The 15,437-nt window shown below is 64.6% G+C and carries 15 protein-coding genes; 11 read left to right on the forward strand and 4 right to left on the reverse strand.

The genetic code is table 11. The annotated features are described in order from the left end of the window. The first annotated feature begins 62 nt into the window (after positions 1 to 62). Positions 63 to 539: a hypothetical protein gene (locus tag DESPIG_RS13530; RefSeq protein ID WP_147589225.1), complete on the forward strand. Its 477-nt coding sequence runs from the start codon at positions 63 to 65 to the stop codon at positions 537 to 539. Here DESPIG_RS13530 and DESPIG_RS01195 read toward each other — a convergent pair. After that, complete coding sequence (locus DESPIG_RS01195) at positions 536 to 1,798, reverse strand: dihydroorotase (protein WP_006003984.1); 1,263 nt, start codon at positions 1,796 to 1,798, stop codon at positions 536 to 538. The two genes, DESPIG_RS13530 and DESPIG_RS01195, sit on opposite strands and share 4 nt — an antisense overlap. Then, a complete protein-coding gene (locus DESPIG_RS01200; protein ID WP_006003985.1) occupies positions 1,799 to 2,752 on the reverse strand; it encodes an aspartate carbamoyltransferase catalytic subunit in 954 nt (317 codons plus the stop codon). Between the two features lie 360 nt (positions 2,753 to 3,112). Between DESPIG_RS01200 and DESPIG_RS01205 the strand changes: the two genes are divergently transcribed. From DESPIG_RS01205 to DESPIG_RS01245, 9 genes are all read left to right on the forward strand, one after another. After that, positions 3,113 to 3,910 carry a sulfite exporter TauE/SafE family protein gene (locus DESPIG_RS01205; protein ID WP_006003986.1) on the forward strand — a complete coding sequence of 266 codons (798 nt, stop codon included), beginning with the start codon at positions 3,113 to 3,115 and terminating at the stop codon, positions 3,908 to 3,910. A 171-nt stretch (positions 3,911 to 4,081) separates the two neighbouring features. Continuing rightward, entirely contained in the window at positions 4,082 to 4,945 is an 864-nt protein-coding gene (locus DESPIG_RS01210; protein ID WP_006003987.1) for a YitT family protein, read from the forward strand. A 6-nt stretch (positions 4,946 to 4,951) separates the two neighbouring features. Then, complete coding sequence (locus DESPIG_RS01215) at positions 4,952 to 6,154, forward strand: amidohydrolase family protein (RefSeq protein WP_006003989.1); 1,203 nt, start codon at positions 4,952 to 4,954, stop codon at positions 6,152 to 6,154. Between the two features lie 95 nt (positions 6,155 to 6,249). Beyond that, entirely contained in the window at positions 6,250 to 6,588 is a 339-nt protein-coding gene (locus tag DESPIG_RS01220) for a hypothetical protein (protein WP_006003991.1), read from the forward strand. 194 nt (positions 6,589 to 6,782) lie between these two features. After that, complete coding sequence (locus tag DESPIG_RS01225) at positions 6,783 to 7,898, forward strand: branched-chain amino acid ABC transporter substrate-binding protein (protein ID WP_006003993.1); 1,116 nt, start codon at positions 6,783 to 6,785, stop codon at positions 7,896 to 7,898. Positions 7,899 to 7,973: 75 nt separating this feature from the next. After that, entirely contained in the window at positions 7,974 to 8,879 is a 906-nt protein-coding gene (locus DESPIG_RS01230; RefSeq protein ID WP_006003995.1) for a branched-chain amino acid ABC transporter permease, read from the forward strand. Beyond that, complete coding sequence (locus DESPIG_RS01235; protein WP_006003996.1) at positions 8,876 to 9,904, forward strand: branched-chain amino acid ABC transporter permease; 1,029 nt, start codon at positions 8,876 to 8,878, stop codon at positions 9,902 to 9,904. Before DESPIG_RS01230 ends, DESPIG_RS01235 begins: the two co-directional genes overlap by 4 nt. Next, entirely contained in the window at positions 9,901 to 10,674 is a 774-nt protein-coding gene (locus tag DESPIG_RS01240; RefSeq protein WP_006003998.1) for an ABC transporter ATP-binding protein, read from the forward strand. The genes DESPIG_RS01235 and DESPIG_RS01240 overlap by 4 nt, the downstream gene beginning before the upstream one ends. A gap of 1 nt (position 10,675) precedes the next feature. After that, positions 10,676 to 11,386 carry an ABC transporter ATP-binding protein gene (locus DESPIG_RS01245; protein WP_006004000.1) on the forward strand — a complete coding sequence of 237 codons (711 nt, stop codon included), beginning with the start codon at positions 10,676 to 10,678 and terminating at the stop codon, positions 11,384 to 11,386. A 305-nt stretch (positions 11,387 to 11,691) separates the two neighbouring features. Here DESPIG_RS01245 and DESPIG_RS01250 read toward each other — a convergent pair whose 3' ends face one another. Together DESPIG_RS01250 and DESPIG_RS01255 are read right to left on the reverse strand one after the other, a co-directional pair. Beyond that, the gene (locus DESPIG_RS01250) at positions 11,692 to 12,834 is read right to left on the reverse strand and encodes an aldo/keto reductase (protein WP_006004004.1); all 1,143 of its coding nucleotides are present in this window, start codon (positions 12,832 to 12,834) and stop codon (positions 11,692 to 11,694) included. 263 nt (positions 12,835 to 13,097) lie between these two features. Further along, on the reverse strand, positions 13,098 to 14,372 hold the full coding sequence (locus DESPIG_RS01255) for a BaiN/RdsA family NAD(P)/FAD-dependent oxidoreductase (RefSeq protein WP_050760229.1): 1,275 nt from the start codon (positions 14,370 to 14,372) through the stop codon (positions 13,098 to 13,100). A 29-nt stretch (positions 14,373 to 14,401) separates the two neighbouring features. Here DESPIG_RS01255 and DESPIG_RS01260 point away from each other — a divergent pair, with 29 nt between their 5' ends. Continuing rightward, complete coding sequence (locus tag DESPIG_RS01260) at positions 14,402 to 15,379, forward strand: YheT family hydrolase (RefSeq protein WP_006004012.1); 978 nt, start codon at positions 14,402 to 14,404, stop codon at positions 15,377 to 15,379. Positions 15,380 to 15,437 lie beyond the last annotated feature (58 nt).

A 15,437-nucleotide genomic window follows, 5' to 3' on the forward strand; every position in this document is an offset into this window, starting at 1 on the left:
AGTAGGCGTATTTCTCTGGTCCTGTTTTGATGCTCCACAGTTCACTTGCCCATAATATGGTCATGAAGCAGCAAAACAGCAGCCATATAAATTCCCATGAAAAAAGCTTCATGAATGAGAATTTATTATTCATTGTATTTTTGAGGGTACCTAACTTTCAGAAGTATGGTTTTATGATGATCTCTCAAACGCTTGCCAACTGCTTTCATGGCATGGCCGAGATCGATATATGCACAAGTTCCGGGGAAGCCGGAGGTGGTCAAGCGGTACGGCTTTTTTCAGGGACGGCTTCGCCTGTCCTGAACTGGGGCAAAGGGAAAAGCTCTGTATGCCCGTTCGAGAAGGGGGGCCCCGCGTTCGTGCGCGACCGAAGGCGGCCGCAGACCGTGATCGTTGCGACACAGGAAACTGCGGGCATCGACAGCGGTGAGAAAAGAATCCCCCCCATTCGACGAAAAAATGCCATGCCCGTTGGCGGTAAAGACGCCGTACGGGCATGGCACACTGTCAAAGTTACCGGGCTTTTTCCTGTTTTTTAGAACAGCTGCACGCCGCCCAGCCAGTGATGACGGACGCGGCCCTGCATCTCCTGGCCCAGGAAGGGGGTGTTGTAGCTCTTGGAGTACAGGGTCTCGCGGCTGACGGTCCACTTTTCTTCAGGATCGAAGAGGAAGAAGTCCGCCGGATCGCCGGGCTCGAAGCGGTTGAGGGGCAGCTTGAAGATCTCGGCCGGGCGCACGCTCCAGAGGCGGTGCAGGTCGGCTTCGCTGATGACGCCCTCGCGCACCAGCTGCCAGGTCAGGGTCAGGGCCAGATCCATGCCCGTGAAGCCGCAGGGGGCCTCGTCCAGGGTACGCTCCTTTTCATGGGCGGCGTGGGGGGCGTGGTCGGTGGCCAGGATGTCGATGGTGCCGTCCTTGATGGCCCGGCGCAGGGCCTCGCGGTCTTCGGGGCGGCGCAGCGGCGGGCTGACCTTGGCATTGGTGTTGTAGCCGTCCAGCGCGGATTCATCCAGCGTCAGGTAGTGGGGGCAGGTCTCGGCCGTGACCTTGACGCCGCGGGCCTTGCCCCAGGCGATGATGTCCACGGTCAGGGCGCTGGAGACGTGGGCGATGTGCACGGGCAGGTTCAGGTATTCGGCCAGCATGATGTCGCGGGCGGCCTGCACGGCCTCGCCCACCGGGGGCTGGCCCTTGACGCCCAGGCTGCCGCTGAGGGGGCCTTCGTTCATGACCCAGCCGCGGGCCAGGGTGCTGTCCTCGCAGTGGTCGATGAAGGTCAGGCCCAGGTCGGCGCCGTATTCCATGACGCGGCGCAGCAGCTCGGTGCCGGGCATGGGGCGGCCGTCGTTGGAGATGGCCACGCAACCGGCGTCCTTGAGCTCCTGCAGGGGGGCCATCTCTTCACCGGCCAGGCCCACGGTGGCGGCGGCGATGGGGCAGAGGCGCGGGCCGTGGGGGTGGGTCTGGGCGGCGCGGTCCAGCATGAAGCGGGTGACGCTGGCGTTGTCGTTGACGGGCTTGGTGTTGGCCATGCACATGACCGAACCGAAACCGCCGCGGGCGGCGACCTCCAGACCGGTATTGATGTCTTCCTTGTATTCGAAGCCGGGCTCGCGCAGATGGACGTGGGCATCCACCATGCTGGGCATGAGGATCAGGCCGCGGGCGTCCACGATCTGGCTGCCTTCGGGCGCGGCGTGATGGCCGGCGGGGGTCATGGTCACGATCTTGCCGTCCCGCACCAGCAGGTCAACGGGGGCGTCCAGGTGACGGGCGTTCTTGATGCACAGGGTCATTTAGCAACCTCCATCGTTACGGGTGGCCAGCAGGTAGAGGACGGCCATGCGGGTGGCCACGCCGGACGCCACCTGATCGAGGACCAGGCTGCGCGGGTCGTCGGCCACATCGTTGGAAATCTCCAGCCCGCGGTTCATGGGGCCGGGATGCAGGACCTTCACGCCGGGGTGGGTGAGTTCCAGATGACGTTCGGTCAGACAGAAGCGGCGGGAATATTCGGCCAGGTCGGGCAGCAGGCCCGCCTGCTGGCGTTCCAGCTGCAGGCGCAGGCACATGACGGCGTCGGTGTCGCGCACGGCCTGGTTGAGGTCGCCGTACACGTCCACGGGCCAGGATTCCACACCGGCGGGCAGCAGGGTGCGCGGCGCGCACAGACGCACCTTGGCGCCCAGCATGGTGAGCAGGTGCACGTTGGAGCGGGCCACGCGGCTGTGGGCGATGTCGCCCAGGATGAGCACCTGCTTGCCGGCAAAGGCATCGCCCCAGACCTGCCGCAGGGCGAAGCTGTCCAGCAGGGCCTGGGTGGGGTGGGCATGCCAGCCGTCGCCGCCGTTGACGATGCCGCAGGAGACGCGCTCGGCCAGGAACTGGGCCGCGCCGCTGCTGGGATGACGGATGACGATGACGTCGGGCCCCATGGCCTGCAGGGTCAGGGCCGTGTCCTTGAGGCTCTCGCCCTTGTTGAGGCTGGAACCGGACTTGGCCAGGGAGTAGGTGTCGGCGGAAAGGCGCTTGCCGGCCACATCGAAAGACGTCTTGGTGCGGGTGCTGTTCTCCACGAAGAAGAGCACCACGGTCTTGCCCTTGAGGGTGGGCACCTTTTTGACGGGTCTCAGGTTGATTTCCTGGAAACTGGCGGCCACGTTCAGCAGATGACGCACGTCCTGTGCGTCGAGCTGGGTGACGTCCAGCAGGTCTTTGTGCGGCCAGCGGTATGTAGTATCTGTAGTCATGGCGTCGTGGGGTTGCAGGATTAAAAAAAAGCCCGCTCAACGGCGGGACAAAAGAAAAACCGGGCAGAACCCCTGCGAACGGCGTTCACAGGGCGCAGATCACCGCGGTACGTTGCCAGACATTTCATGGGGGCAAACCTAGACGCTGCCGGGCGCTTTGTAAAGCAAAAAGTCAGTTGACGCTTTGGGGGGCTTTGTCTACTTTCTTGAGGTATTGCGCCGGACCAGCGGCAGGTGTCCGGTGTCTGTCCCGAGGGCGTGACGGGGCCCGTGGCCCCACGCCTTTTTGTTTTTTCTGCCGTTTCTACGCGATCGCGCCTCCGGGCACGACCTGCGCTGTGCCATGGAAGGGAGGTCGTCATGCTCGTTTCAATTCTTGTCTATTTGTGCTGCGGCGCCGTGGCCGGTGTGCTTGCCGGTCTGCTGGGCGTGGGCGGCGGTATCGTCATCGTGCCCATGATGGTGGCGGTCTTCCCCAGTCAGGGCGTCCCCGCCGAATATGTGCAGCAGTTGGCCCTGGGCACCTCGCTGGCCAGCATCATGGTCACGTCCATCTCCAGCAGCCGGGCCCACCACAAGCGCGGTGCCGTCCACTGGGACATCTTCCGCAACATCACGCCCGGCATCCTGCTGGGCACCTTCCTGGGCGGTCTGGTGGCCACCCACATGCCGACCCTGTTCCTGAAGGCGTTCTTCATCTGCTTTTTGGGCTTCGTGTCCCTGCAGATGCTGTCCAACTATCGTCCTCCGGCCAGCCGTGAGATGCCCGGAGCCCTGGGCACCGCCGGTGTGGGCGGTATCATCGGCCTCATCTCCAGCTTTGTGGGCATCGGCGGCGGGACGCTTTCCGTGCCGTTCATGAGTTTCTGCAACGTGCCCCTGCATCATGCCGTGGGCACCTCGGCCGCCATCGGCTTCCCCATCGCCGTGGCCGGTACGCTGGGCTACATCGTGGGTGGCTGGAACACGCCCGGCCTGCCCGCCGACTGTCTGGGCTTCGTGAACCTGACGGCCTTCTTCGGCATCGCCGCCGCCAGTTTCATGACGGCACCCATCGGTGCCAGGCTTTCCCATTCCCTGCCCACGGACAAGCTCAAGAAGGGCTTTGCCGTCTTCCTCATCATCGTGGCCCTGCGCATGCTGCTGGGCCTGTTCTAGGATCATCCCCGGGCGGACCGGGACCGTCACCGTTTCGGGGCCTCGCGTCCCTGCCGAGGCCGTCGTGCTCTTTTGCGGAGCGCGGCGGCCTTGGACGGAATGGGCCTGTCCGTCCCTGTTTCAAGGCTGGCACGCGGCCTTCCACCGTAACCATTTCGAACCGGGAGACCCATGAAGCTGAAAACATACAATAACAGGCTCGCTGAGTCCGTCTGGTGGAACCTGCTCTGGCTGACCATCGGCGCCTTTTTCGTCACCGTATGCGTCAAGAGCGTGGTGGCCTCGCACGCCATGCTGGCGGGCGGTGTCCTGGGCATGGCCCTGCTGGTGTTCTACAATACCGGTCTGCTGACGCCCCTGATCTGGTATCTGCTGCTCTCCATCCCCATCTGGGTCTGGGGCTGGTTCTTCGTGGGGCGCCGCTTTTTGCTCTACACGGCCTACGGCACCATCTGCACCACCATCTTCGGCATGTTCGTGGACTTCCAGATCCCCATCAACAACGAAGTCTACGCCGCCGTGGTGGCCGGTGTGCTGCACGGCACCGGCGTGGGCATGATGCTGCGCACCCTGGGCAGCGGCGGCGGTACGGACATCATCGCCGTGGCCCTGAAGCAGCGCTGGAACATCCCCATCGGGCAGTTCAGCTTTGCGGTCAACATCTGCATCTTCCTGGTGGGTGCGTTCAGCCTGTCGCTGGACATCATCATCGCGTCCACCATCATGATGTTCATCTCGGCCAATACGCTGGAATATGTGGTGGGCCTGTTCAACCACCGCAAGCTGGTGATGATCATTTCCGAGAAGGGCGAGGAGGTCAGCGAGGCCATCCTGGCCAGCGAGCGCTTCGGCGTGACCCTGATCCGGGGCAAGGGCGCCTATTCCGGCGGCGACAGGGAGATCCTGCTCACCGTCACCAACAACGTGGCCCTCAAGCGTCTGGAGAACCTGGTCTTCATGGTGGATCCCAAGGCCCTGTTCGTGGTGGAGAACACCTTTTACGTGTCCGGCGGACAATTTTCGCGCCGGAATTGATGCCCTATGCTGCAAGAACATGACGACCGGCTCCGCATCATCCGCGCCCGGACTATCCTGGATATGCTCGGGGAGCGCCCCGCCACGGGCCGCGACCTTTTCCGCCCCCTCAAGGGCCTGGACAATGCGGCGCTGCTGGTACGCGGCGGGCGCGTCCTGGACGTGCTGCCCTGGAAGAGCGTGCGCGTGCCCGCCGGGACCCCGGTGACGGACATGGGCGACGTGACCCTGATGCCCGGCAGCATCAATGCTCACTGCCATCTGCAACTGTCGCATACGGCGGGCCGGACGCTGTTCGGCGCGGGCTTCACGGCCTGGCTGCGCAGCCTCATCGCCCTGTTGCGCGAAGAGCACGACGGCACGGCCCTGGCCTTGGCCTGCCGGGACATGGCCGAAGCCGGCACGGCCCACGTGGGCGATTACGCCGGGGACGGCCTGCTGGCGGTGGATGCCGCCGTGCGGGCGGAAGGCATGGGCGTGACCCATTTTTGCGAATGGTTCGGCGGTCAGGCCCCCTTCATCGACGACGGGCGCCCCTGGCCGCCGCGCTGCCGTGCCCTGCTGGAGCGGCAGCCCGAGGTGGCCGCGCGCTGTGCCCCGGCCGGGCACGCCCTGTATTCCACGGATGCCCGCGTGCTGCAGGATGCGCGGCAGTGGTGCCGCCTGAAGGGGCGCCCCTTCGCGCTGCATCTGGCGGAATCCGAGGACGAGACGCGCCTGCTGCTTGACGGCGAGGGCCCCCTGTGGGACTGCTACCGGGGCATGGTGCTGCCGGAAGACTGGGCCGTGCCGCATCTGCGCCCTGTGGCCTATGCCCGGCGTCTCGATCTGCTGGGCCCGGGCACGCTGGCCGTGCACGGCGTGCAGCTGGAGCCCGCCGAAGTGACGGCGCTGGCCGCCAGCGGCAGCACCCTGTGCCTGTGCCCCCGTTCCAACGAATATCTGGCCGTGGGCACGGCGCCCGTGGCCGCATTGCTGGAGTCCGGCCTGCTGTGCTGCTTGGGCACGGACGGCCTCAGCTCCAACACGGATCTGGATGTGCGTCAGGAAGCTGTTTTTTTGCGCGAAAGGCTGGACGTTGCCCCGCAGGCCCTGATACGGTGCCTCACTGTGAACGGGGCCGCCGCACTGGGCCTTGCCGGATACGGGCGCCTCGAGCCCGGGAGCAGGGCCGTTTTCAGCGTGCTGCCTGAAAGCCTCTCCATCTGATCCCATGCTATTTCGGCCGGTATGTCTCCGGTCTTCCACGACAGTTGTCCTTCATATTCACCGAATCATCAGAACGAGCAATAACGGGAAAGGTTATGAGCGAAGCAATCCTTGACTGGAAGGAAGCCATGGCGCGCGTGGATACCACGCGCGGGCTCTATGTGAAGCTGCTGCGAAACTTCATCGAGACGGAACGGGACACCCCCGTCAAGGTCTCGGTAGCGCTGAAGAACGGTCAGCAGGAAGAAGCCCGCGCCATGGTCCATGCCACGCGTGAAGCTGCCGCCGAACTGGGCGGCAAGGCGCTGGCGGCGGTCGCGCTGGAGCTTGAGATGGCCATCAAGGCCGGTGCGGACACCACGGTGGCCCTGCACCGTTTTGACAGCATCACCACGGATACCCTGGTGGCCATGGCCACGGTGGCCGCACAATAAACAGATGTTTTTCCGCCCGTCCCCCGCATCCCCGATGCCGGGAAGGGCAAAAAAGTCTTTTTTTTTCCATCGTTGCAACTGTCGTGGAAGGCCCTTTCCGCCCCGGACGGGGAAAGAGGAAAGGGCTTTTTCTTTTGTACGTTTTGGGATATGCTGTCCGCTTGCAACAACTCGTACCTTTGGGAGAGTACCTTATGAAAAAGCTCGGGCTTTTGCTGGGAGTGGTAGCCTTGCTTGTGCCTTCGCTGGTTCTGGCGGGCGACATCAAGATCGGTCTGATGTGTCCGTTGACGGGCAAATGGGCCTCCGAAGGGCAGGACATGAAAAACATCGTGAGCCTGCTCGTGGATGAAACCAATGCCAAGGGCGGTATCAACGGCAGCAAGGTGGAACTGGTGGTGGAAGACGACGCCGGTGACCCGCGCACCGCTGCCCTGGCGGCCCAGAAGCTGGCTTCCGCCGGTGTGGTGGCCGTCATCGGCACCTACGGCTCCGCCGTGACCGAAGCCACCCAGAACATCCTGGCCGAATCCGAGCTGGTGCAGATCGGGACCGGCTCCACCAGCGTGCGCCTGACCGAGAAGGGCCTGCCGCTCTTCTTCCGCACCTGCCCGCGTGACGACGCCCAGGGCAAGGCCGCTGCCGCCGCCATCATCAAGGCCGGCTACAAGAAGGTGGCCCTGCTGCACGACAACTCTTCCTATGCCAAGGGCCTGGCCGAAGAAAGCCAGGCGGCCCTGGAAAAGGCCGGCGTGAAGATCATCTTCTACGATGCCCTGACCCCCGGCGAACGTGACTACACCGCCATCCTGACCAAGCTGAAGGCCGCCAACCCCGACCTGATCTTCTTCACCGGCTACTATCCCGAAACGGGCATGCTGCTGCGCCAGAAGAAGGAAATGGGCTGGGACGTGCCCATGATGGGCGGTGACGCCGCCAACCATCAGGACCTGGTCAAGATCGCCGGTCCCGAAGCCGCTGCCGGTTACTTCTTCGTGAGCCCGCCGCTGCCGCAGGACATGGATACCGACGAGGCCAAGAATTTCCTGAAGGCCTTCAAGGACCGTTACAAGACCGTGCCCGTCTCCGTGTGGGCCGTGCTGGCCGGTGACGCCTACAAGGTGCTCGAGGCCGCCATCGCCAAGGGCAACGACGATCCCGAAAAGATCGCCGAATGGCTCAAGCAGCTCAAGGAGCTGCCCACCCTGTCCGGCAAGATGGGCTTTGACGAAAAGGGCGACCGCGTGGGTGATTTCTACCGCATCTACAAGGTGAACAACGCAGGCAAGTTCGAGCTCCAGGCTCGATAGAAAAGTCATCCGAAGCGGGGCGGCGGGCAGTGAACGCCGCCCCGCAAACTGCGCCGTGGGGCGCATGACCGAGACATGGAACAGTTTTTTCAACAACTTTTGAACGGCCTTGCCGTGGGCGGCATCTACGCGCTGGTGGCCCTGGGCTACACCATGGTCTATGGCGTGCTCAAGCTCATCAACTTCGCGCATGGCGACCTGTTCACCATCGGCGCCTATCTGGGCCTGACCCTGCTGGTGAGCTGCAACCTGGCGGGCGTGCTGCCGCCGGTGGTGGCCGTGCTGGCGGTCTTCATCATGGTGGGCATCATGGTGGCCATCATCGGCTGCCTGCTGGAACGCGCCGCCTATCGCCCCCTGCGCAAGGCCGGGCGCCTTTCGGCCGTGGTGTCCGCCCTGGGCGCCTCCATCTTTTTCCAGAACGCCGTCATGCTGGTCTACGGCGCGCGCTTTTACGTCTATCCCGACTGGCTGCGCCCGGACTTCACCGTTGACCTCTTCGGCATCGCCGTGCCCGGCGTGCGCCTGATGGTCATCGCGGCCAGCGTGATCCTGATGCTGGCCCTGTGGGCCTTCATCCAGCGCACCCGCATCGGCGCGGCCGTGCGTGCCGTGGCCATCGACCAGGGCGCGGCCCGCCTCATGGGCATCAATGTGGACCGCATCATTTCCCTGGTCTTCTTCATCGGTCCCGGTCTGGGCGGCGCCGCGGGTCTCATGGTGGGCATCTACTACGGCCAGATCGACTTCACCATGGGCTGGTCCTACGGCCTCAAGGCCTTCACCGCCGCCATCCTGGGCGGTATCGGCAACATCCCCGGTGCCATGATCGGCGGCCTGCTGCTGGGCGTCATCGAAGCCCTGGCCGCCGGCTACATCGCCATCGCCTGGAAGGACGCCATCGCCTTCACGGTGCTGATCCTCATCCTGATCATCCGTCCCACGGGCATCCTGGGCGAAAGGACGGCCGACAAGCTATGAACCGCACCATCGTCATCGTCGGGCTGGCGGCGGCCCTGCTGGTCCTGCCGCTGTTCACCAATCCCTACTGGACGGACGTGTGCGTCAGCATCGGCCTGTATGCCCTGCTGGCCCTTTCGCTCAACGTCATCCTGGGCCAGGCCGGCATCTTCCATATGGGACATGCCGCCTTCTTCGCCGTAGGGGCGTACAGCACGGCCATCCTGAACACCATGTACTACTGGCCCATCTTCCTGACCATGCCGGTGGCAGGCTGTGCGGCGGCCCTGTTCGCCCTGGTGGTGGCGCGGCCCATCATCCACCTGCGCGGTGACTATCTGCTCATCGTGACCATCGGTATCGTGGAGATCGTGCGCATCGCGCTCATCAACGACGTGGGCGGCCTGACCGGCGGTTCCAACGGCATCTTCGGCATCAGCCGTCCCGTGTTCTTCGGTTTCCGCATCTTCAAGCCCCTGCATTTCTACTATCTGGTCTGGGGCATGGTGGGCGTCAGCCTGCTGCTGTTCTATGGCCTGTGGCGTTCGCGCATCGGCCGCGCCCTCAACTGCATCAAGGAAGATGACGTGGCCGCCGAAGGCTGCGGCATCAACGTGACCCATTACAAGCTCATGGCCTTCGTGCTGGGCGCCTTCTGGGCCGGTATGGCCGGCACCCTCTATGCCGCCAAGATGACCACCATCGCGCCGGAATCCTTCAACTTCATGGAGTCCGTCATCATTTTCGCCGTGGTCATCCTCTCGGGCGGCAGCCAGCTGGGCGTGCTGGTGAGCGCCTTCCTGTTCATCGGGCTGCCCGAACTGCTGCGGGAGTTCTCCGGCGCGCGCATGCTCATCTTCGGTCTGGCCATGATGCTGATGATGATCTGGCGTCCCCAGGGCCTCATGCCGCCCAAGAGCCGCCGTTACGGCGTGGCGGCACTGCTGGAGGCCATCAAGGCCCGCGCCTGTGCCGCCGCCGACGGCAACGCGGTCCGCCTGGCGGAAGGTGCCCGCACCGCGGAGAAGGAAGGAGGCCGCGCATGAGCCTGCTGCAACTGCATGAGATCAGCAAGATCTTCGGTGGCCTGATCGCCATCAACGAGCTGTCCTTCTCGGTGGAGCAGGGCAGCGTGGTGGGCCTCATCGGCCCCAACGGGGCGGGCAAGACCACGGTCTTCAACTGCATCACGGGCAACTACAAGCCTGAGCACGGCAGCATCTCGTTCGGCGGCCGTGACATCACCGGCAAGCGCCCGCACAATATCGTGGAGATGGGCATCGCCCGCACCTTCCAGAGCATCCGCCTGTTCGGCAAGCTGCCCGCGCTGGAAAACGTGCTGGCCGGCCGCCACTGCCGCCTGAAGTCCGGCTTTTTGTCCTCCATGCTGCACACGCCTTGGCAGCGCCGCGAGGAAAAGGCCGCCGTGGAACGCTGCATGGAAGAGCTGGAGTTCGTGGGCCTGGCCGACCATTACGCCGAGGCCGCCAGCAGCCTTTCCTACGGCAACCAGCGCCTGCTGGAGATCGCCCGCGCCCTGGCCTCCGACCCCCGGCTGCTGATCCTGGACGAGCCTGCGGGCGGCATGAACGACCAGGAGACCGTGGCCCTGGTGGATACCATCGCGGCCATCCGTGACCGTGGTATCACCGTGCTGCTCATCGAGCACGACATGCGCCTGGTCATGCAGATCTGTGAACACCTTGTGGTGCTGGAGAACGGCACCCTCATCGCCCAGGGCACGCCCGACCATGTCCGCAACCATCCTGCGGTCATCGAGGCCTATCTGGGTTCCGACGATTCCGAGACGTGGTAATATGGCACTGCTGACGCTATCCAACATACATGTCCGTTACGGCAGCGTGGAAGTGCTGCACGGTATCGACCTGCACGTGGACGAAGGGGAGATCGTGACCATCCTGGGCGCCAACGGCGCGGGCAAGAGCACGACCCTGCTGTCCATCAGCGGTCTGGTGCGGCCCTGCGAAGGGGAGATCATCTTTGACGGCAAGCCCCTGCTCAAATATCCCAGCCACGAAGTGGTGAACCTGGGCATCGCCCAGTCGCCCGAAGGCCGCCGGGTCTTCGGCACCATGAGCGTGCTGGAGAACCTGCGCCTGGGGGCCTTCTGCATCCGCGACAAGGAACGCAGCGAGCGGACCCTGGAGTGGATCTTCGAGCTGTTCCCGCGCCTGTTCGAGCGCAAGCAGCAGCTGGCGGGCACCCTTTCGGGCGGCGAGCAGCAGATGCTGGCCATCGGGCGTGCCCTCATGGCCGAGCCGCGCCTGCTCCTGCTGGACGAGCCGTCGCTGGGCCTGGCTCCGCTTCTGGTGCGTTCCATCTTCGAGACCGTGCGCGCCATCAACCAGAAGGGCGTCACCGTGCTGCTGGTGGAGCAGAACGCCCGTGCGGCCCTCAAGCTGGCCTCGCGCGGCTATGTGCTGGAAGTGGGCAACGTGGCCATGGAGAACACGGCCGCCAACCTGCTGGCCGACGCCAGCGTGCGCGAAGCCTATCTGGGCGGCTAACCCTCCGTCCGACACATGCGATAAAAAAGAGCCCCAGCCTGATGCAGGGGCTCTTTTGCGTTATGGTCCAAGCGTGGGGATGCCATACAGCCGGAAAGAGGGGGACGTGCTGCGGGCGGTTCCAGCCTGCGGCGGTTTCGATGTCTGGATGGCATCCGGACCTGCGCGGCAGGATGTCATCCTGTCGGCGGGCATGGCCGCAAGCCGGACGTTATGTCCTGTCTGCCCCGTGTCCTCCCTTGCTCCTTGTTCATTCCAGTCTGCCTACCGTGCGGGTCCGCCGCAACGGGGATTCCCCTCCGGTCTTACTTGTCGATCTGGCTTTCCGTGAAGGCGTCCGCACGATGCCCCATGAGTGTGATCTTGGCGTATTCCCGTTCGAATTCTTCCAGTTCCGCAGGCGTCAGGCGCACGGCGGCACCGCCGAGGAAGTCGTCGAGATGGGCCGGGTTGGTCGTACCGGGGATGGGGGCGATCCAGGGGGCCTGGGCCAGGAGCCAGGCGATGGCGAACTGGGACATGGTGCACTGCTTGCGTTCGGCCCAGGCGCGGATCAGATGGGGAAGGGGCATGTTGTGCTTCAGGGCTTCCGGAGTGAACTGCGGCAGGGTGGACAGGCGCCCTGTGGTGAAGCGGCTGTTCTCGTCGATGGCGCCGGTCAGGAAGCCCCGCCCCAGAGGGCAGTAGGGGACAAGGCCGATGCCCAGTTCCCGCAGAGTAGGGAATATCTTGGTCTCCGGTTCGCGCCACAGAAGGGAGTATTCGCTCTGCACGGCGCTGACGGGCTGGACTGCATGGGCCCGCCGGATGGAGGCCGCGCTGGCCTCGGAGAGACCGAAGTGCAGGACCTTGCCTTCCCGGATGAGGTCTTTCACCGTTCCGGCCACGTCTTCCATGGGGACCTTGGGGTCCACGCGATGCTGGTACAGCAGATCGATGTGGTCGGTACGCAGACGCCGCAGGGAACCTTCCACGGCCCGCCGGATGTGGTCGGGGCGGCTGTTGAGGGCCGTGGGCCGACCTTCTTCGACGCCAAAACCGAATTTGGTGGCGATGACCACCTTGTCGCGCACCGGGGCCAGCGCTTCGCCGACCCATTCCTCACTGGTGTAGGGGCCGTAGACCTCGGCCGTATCGAAGAAGGTCACACCGTTGTCATATGCCCGCCGGATCAGGGCGACCATGTCCTTCTTGGCATAGGTGCCGCCGTAGTATCCCACCATGGGCAGACAGCCCAGGCCGATGGCAGAGACCTGCAGCGAGCCGAGACGGCGTTGCGGCATGGAGTGGGGCAGCTGCGTGCTTTTCGCCGTGGACGGGGCGGACGGTGTCGCGGCATGGCCCATGCCGCACAGGGGAGAGGACAGAAGGGCGGCCGCTCCGACGGCCAGGCCACCGGCAAGGAAGCGGCGGCGGGCAAGCTGTTTTTCTTTCGTGATCGTATCCATGACATACCTCCGTCAGCATCTGGCTGTCTTTCCTGTATAGGCAGGGGACACGGAGGAAGAAAGAAACGATCTTTGCAATTAGTTGCCTGTTTTGGGCGATGACGTCAGACCCGGCCGGATGTCGGCAGGATGCTGATGGCCTCATCTTCGCAGGCCGGCCATGAGGACCTGCATCCCGCCCCAAAGAAAGGTTTTGATGGGCATAGAGAAAGGGGCGCTTTTTTTCCAAAACGCCCCTTCTCCCGCAAAAAAAAGAACAGTGCCTATCTGCCCGCGAACAGGGCCAGGGCCCGTCCGGCGGCCATGCCGCTGGCCCAGGCCCAGTGCAGGTTGTAGCCGCCCAGCAGGCCGGTGACATCCAGTAGCTCGCCCACGATCCAGAGGTTTTCCCGCACCGTGCTTTGCAGGCTGTAGGGATCCACCTGCCGGGTGTCCACGCCGCCGCGGCAGGCCTCGGCTTTTTTCAGTCCGGCCAGACCGGCGGGGACCGTACGGAAGTCATGGATGCGGGCACATATCTGCTGCCGGGCGGCACGGGAAAGCTCGGCGATCTTGCGTCCCGCCGTCTCCGGCGGCAGCAGGGCGTCCACCAGACGCTGGGGCAGCAGGCGGCGCAACAGCCCGCGCGGCGTCTGTTTGCCCTGTCCGGGGCCGTCCAGCAGGGCGGCCAGATCGCTGCCGGGCAAAAAGTCCAGAGCCACTTCCTGCCCCGGTCGCCAGAACAGGGAGGCCTTGAGGCTGGCCGGGCCGCTGATGCCGTCATGGGTGAAGAGCAGGTCGTCCTGCCAGACGGGATCCGCGGCCAGAGAGGGGGAAAGCCCGGCCTGCGGCAGGTCGATGCGCACCGGCAGGCTGATGCCCGCCAGATTGTCGTCCAGCCAGCCGGGCGCCATGCGGAAGGGGGCCAGTGCCGGAGCGTGTTCCACAAGGCGGTGCCCCAGCGCCTGGGCCAGGCGGAAGCCGCTGCCCGTGGCCCCGCACTGCGGCCAGGCGGGACTGCCCAGGGCCAGTACCAGACGGCGGCAGCGCCAGAGGCCCTGCGACGTGCCCACCTCGAAGCCCGCGCCATCAGGCAGGGGCACCACGTCATGCACGTCGGTCTGGCAGTGGAGCGTGCAGCCCTGACGACGGCAATCCTGCACCAGGGCATCCAGCAAACGTTTGGCCGGGACAGTCAGGAACATCTGGCCGTGGGCGCGTTCCTCCATGGGCAGGCCCCAGCCATGCACCAGGTGTTCCATATCCTGCGGCGTGAAGGCATCCAGTGCCGGTTCGCAGAAGGCGGGATCGTCACAGGCATAGTGATGGGCCGCCAGACGGCGGTTGGTGAAGTTGGCTTTGCCGCCGCCGCTGATGCAGAGCTTGCGGCCGGGGGAGGGGGCACGTTCCAGCAGGGCCACGTCCAGGCCGTGGGCCGAGGCTTCGCGGGCGCACATGAGGCCCGCCGCGCCCGCCCCCAGGATGAGGACGTCCGTTTTCCGGGGAGCGGCGTTTGACAGGGCCTTTCTGACAGGTCTAGGATGAAAATTTGCTTGCATCCCACCGTTCTTACACGAGGCCTGCCGTCATGCCAATACTGCCCAGCCGTTACCGCGCGCCGCTCTGGCTGCGCAATGCCCATGTCAACACCATCTGGTCCGCCAAATGCCGCCGTCTGGACTTTCCCGATGCGGCACAGGCAGCCCGCTGCCGAAGGGTGCGCCTGGATACGCCGGACGGGGATTTTCTGGACGTGGATGTCTACACGCCCCCGCCGGGCCTGCCGGAACGCGGGGTGGCCATCCTGTCGCACGGTCTGGAAGGGCACAGCCGCCGCCGGTATATCCTGGGCCTGGCACGCGTGCTGCTGGAAGAAGGTTTCCGAGTGCTGGCCTGGAACATGCGCGGCTGCTCCGGCGAGCCCAACCGGACGGACCGTCTGTACCACATGGGCGTGACGATGGATCTGGCCACGGTGGTGCGTTACGCCGAGCAGTGGGATCTGCCCATCCTGCTGGTCGGGTTCAGCATGGGCGGCAACCAGACCTGCATGTATCTGGCCAAGGAACAGGTCTCGCCGCTGGTGCGTGCTGCTGCCGTGGTCTCCGTCCCCTGCGATCTGGTGGGCGCGGCCAAAGTCATGGACGGGCCCGGCTGCCGTATCTATTTGCGCTATTTCCTGCGGACCATGTGTCCCAAGGTACGTGAAAAAGCGGCCCGGTACCCCAATTATCCTTCGGTGGAGGGCATCGATAAGTTCCGTACCTTTGCGGAATTCGACGGCCGTTTCACCGCGCCCCTCTATGGCTACGCCAGTGCCCGGGACTACTGGCGCGAGAACAGCTCGCTGCCCTGGCTGCCGTCCATCCGTGTGCCGCTCTATATGCTGCTGGCCAAGGATGACCCCTTTTGCTCGCCTTCTTGCTACCCCGTGGACATGGCGGCCCAAAGCGGGATCCTGCATCTGGAAGTGGCCCCGCACGGCGGGCACGTGGGCTTTGCCCAGTCCGGCAGGGACTATTACAGCGAAGAACGCATACGCGATTTCGTGCGCTTACAGTGGTGAGTCAGGGGAGTGGAAAGATGGATTTGAGGGGGAAGGGCCCTTTTTCTGGCGGAAAAAA

Source organism: Desulfovibrio piger ATCC 29098 (assembly GCF_000156375.1).
GTDB classification, from domain to species: Bacteria; Desulfobacterota; Desulfovibrionia; order Desulfovibrionales; family Desulfovibrionaceae; genus Desulfovibrio; species Desulfovibrio piger.